This window comes from Staphylococcus sp. GDB9P120P, from assembly GCF_017893435.1.
Classification (GTDB): Bacteria; Bacillota; Bacilli; order Staphylococcales; family Staphylococcaceae; genus Staphylococcus; species Staphylococcus cohnii.
In genome coordinates, this window is the sequence record NZ_JAESNB010000008.1 from 1 (window position 1) to 2,145 (window position 2,145).

23 tRNA genes are annotated in these 2,145 nt (G+C 50.0%); all 23 read left to right on the forward strand.

The features are described from left to right. Positions 1-26 precede the first annotated feature (26 nt). Positions 27-102: transfer RNA gene (locus KA856_RS05130), tRNA-Val, on the forward strand. Between the two features lie 8 nt (positions 103-110). Beyond that, positions 111-186 (forward strand) — tRNA-Thr (locus KA856_RS05135). Positions 187-192: 6 nt separating this feature from the next. Further along, positions 193-268, forward strand: a tRNA-Lys gene (locus KA856_RS05140). 13 nt (positions 269-281) lie between these two features. Then, positions 282-363 (forward strand) — tRNA-Leu (locus KA856_RS05145). Positions 364-366: 3 nt separating this feature from the next. Further along, positions 367-441: transfer RNA gene (locus KA856_RS05150), tRNA-Gly, on the forward strand. Positions 442-448: 7 nt separating this feature from the next. Continuing rightward, positions 449-537, forward strand: a tRNA-Leu gene (locus KA856_RS05155). A 12-nt stretch (positions 538-549) separates the two neighbouring features. Beyond that, a tRNA-Arg gene (locus KA856_RS05160) sits at positions 550-623 on the forward strand. A gap of 26 nt (positions 624-649) precedes the next feature. After that, a tRNA-Pro gene (locus tag KA856_RS05165) sits at positions 650-723 on the forward strand. A gap of 25 nt (positions 724-748) precedes the next feature. Next, positions 749-824: transfer RNA gene (locus tag KA856_RS05170), tRNA-Ala, on the forward strand. A 29-nt stretch (positions 825-853) separates the two neighbouring features. After that, positions 854-927, forward strand: a tRNA-Met gene (locus KA856_RS05175). A 26-nt stretch (positions 928-953) separates the two neighbouring features. Beyond that, a tRNA-Ile gene (locus tag KA856_RS05180) sits at positions 954-1,027 on the forward strand. 9 nt (positions 1,028-1,036) lie between these two features. Then, positions 1,037-1,129: transfer RNA gene (locus KA856_RS05185), tRNA-Ser, on the forward strand. A gap of 40 nt (positions 1,130-1,169) precedes the next feature. Beyond that, positions 1,170-1,262, forward strand: a tRNA-Ser gene (locus KA856_RS05190). A gap of 13 nt (positions 1,263-1,275) precedes the next feature. Further along, positions 1,276-1,349: transfer RNA gene (locus KA856_RS05195), tRNA-Met, on the forward strand. 11 nt (positions 1,350-1,360) lie between these two features. Then, positions 1,361-1,436, forward strand: a tRNA-Asp gene (locus KA856_RS05200). Positions 1,437-1,451: 15 nt separating this feature from the next. Next, a tRNA-Phe gene (locus KA856_RS05205) sits at positions 1,452-1,524 on the forward strand. A 10-nt stretch (positions 1,525-1,534) separates the two neighbouring features. Then, positions 1,535-1,610 (forward strand) — tRNA-Thr (locus KA856_RS05210). 7 nt (positions 1,611-1,617) lie between these two features. Continuing rightward, positions 1,618-1,701, forward strand: a tRNA-Tyr gene (locus KA856_RS05215). An 11-nt stretch (positions 1,702-1,712) separates the two neighbouring features. Continuing rightward, positions 1,713-1,786, forward strand: a tRNA-Trp gene (locus tag KA856_RS05220). 2 nt (positions 1,787-1,788) lie between these two features. Next, positions 1,789-1,861, forward strand: a tRNA-His gene (locus tag KA856_RS05225). Positions 1,862-1,873: 12 nt separating this feature from the next. Next, positions 1,874-1,945, forward strand: a tRNA-Gln gene (locus tag KA856_RS05230). A 7-nt stretch (positions 1,946-1,952) separates the two neighbouring features. After that, positions 1,953-2,026, forward strand: a tRNA-Cys gene (locus tag KA856_RS05235). Positions 2,027-2,034: 8 nt separating this feature from the next. After that, positions 2,035-2,109, forward strand: a tRNA-Gly gene (locus KA856_RS05240). Positions 2,110-2,145 lie beyond the last annotated feature (36 nt).

Consider the following 2,145-nt stretch of genomic DNA (forward strand, 5'->3'; position numbering starts at 1 on the left):
TAGGACGTTGCCAGGCAATTATAAATGGAGGATTAGCTCAGCTGGGAGAGCATCTGCCTTACAAGCAGAGGGTCGGCGGTTCGAACCCGTCATCCTCCACCATTTAATTTGCCGGCCTAGCTCAACTGGTAGAGCAACTGACTTGTAATCAGTAGGTTGGGGGTTCAAGTCCTCTGGCCGGCACCATGTTTAGAGCCATTAGCTCAGTTGGTAGAGCATCTGACTTTTAATCAGAGGGTCAGAGGTTCGAATCCTCTATGGCTCACCATTAAACAAATATCGCGGGTGTGGCGGAATTGGCAGACGCACTAGACTTAGGATCTAGCGCCTTACGGCGTGGGGGTTCGACTCCCTTCACCCGCATTTGCAGAAGTAGTTCAGCGGTAGAATACGACCTTGCCAAGGTCGGGGTCGCGGGTTCGAATCCCGTCTTCTGCTCCATTATTTTGCCGGGGTGGCGGAACTGGCAGACGCACAGGACTTAAAATCCTGCGATGAGAGATCATCGTACCGGTTCGATTCCGGTCCTCGGCACCATCTTTGAATTAAGCGCCCGTAGCTCAACTGGATAGAGTGCTTGACTACGGATCAAGAGGTTATGGGTTCGACTCCTATCGGGCGCGTAATTAATGCTTCATCCTATGAAAAACGGGAAGTAGCTCAGCTTGGTAGAGCACTTGGTTTGGGACCAAGGGGTCGTAGGTTCGAATCCTGTCTTCCCGATATCTGCTAAAATAAATTTTAAAATGGGGGCTTAGCTCAGCTGGGAGAGCGCCTGCTTTGCACGCAGGAGGTCAGCGGTTCGATCCCGCTAGTCTCCACCATTTATTATTGATTCAAACTAAATTACAACGGCGGTGTAGCTCAGCTGGCTAGAGCGTACGGTTCATACCCGTGAGGTCGTGGGTTCGATTCCCTCCACCGCCACTATTATTAGTTGTAAATTATACTCTGGACCTTTAGCTCAGTTGGTCAGAGCTAACGGCTCATAACCGTTCGGTCGCAGGTTCGAATCCTGCAAGGTCCATATAATTTTGGAGGAATACCCAAGTCCGGCTGAAGGGATCGGTCTTGAAAACCGACAGGGGCTTAACGGCCCGCGGGGGTTCGAATCCCTCTTCCTCCGCCATTTTATTACAATTTAATAAATTTAATTATCATATATTTATGGAGGAATACCCAAGTTCGGCTGAAGGGATCGGTCTTGAAAACCGACAGGAGCTTAACGGCTCGCGGGGGTTCGAATCCCTCTTCCTCCGCCATTAATATCATTATCGCGGGATGGAGCAGTTCGGTAGCTCGTCGGGCTCATAACCCGAAGGTCGGTGGTTCGAATCCGCCTCCCGCAATTACATAATTTGGTCTCGTAGTGTAGCGGTTAACACGCCTGCCTGTCACGCAGGAGATCGCGGGTTCGATTCCCGTCGAGACCGCCATTATTTTAATATTATGGTTCAATAGCTCAGTTGGTAGAGCAATGGATTGAAGCTCCATGTGTCGGCAGTTCGACTCTGTCTTGAACCATTTTATACAAGCCGGCCTAGCTCAACTGGTAGAGCAACTGACTTGTAATCAGTAGGTTGGGGGTTCAAGTCCTCTGGCCGGCACCATTTTCATGGAGGGGTAGCGAAGTGGCTAAACGCGGCGGACTGTAAATCCGCTCCTTCGGGTTCGGCAGTTCGAATCTGCCCCCCTCCACCATTTAATTTAATAGGGGCATAGTTCAAAGGTAGAATAAAGGTCTCCAAAACCTTCGATGTGGGTTCGATTCCTACTGCCCCTGCCATGGCGGTTGTGGCGAAGTGGTTAACGCATCGGATTGTGGTTCCGACACTCGTGGGTTCGATTCCCATCAGCCGCCCTTATTTATTAATGGGCTATAGCCAAGCGGTAAGGCAACGGACTTTGACTCCGTCACGCGCTGGTTCGAATCCAGCTAGCCCAGTTTTATTGGCGGCATAGCCAAGTGGTAAGGCAGAGGTCTGCAAAACCTTTATCACCGGTTCAAATCCGGTTGCCGCCTCCATGAATTATGCGGGAGTAGTTCAATTTCTAGAACACATTCCTTCCCGGAATGAGATATAGGTGTAAGTCCTATCTTCCGCTCCATTTAATTTTTATATTATGCGGGAGTAGTTTAACTCT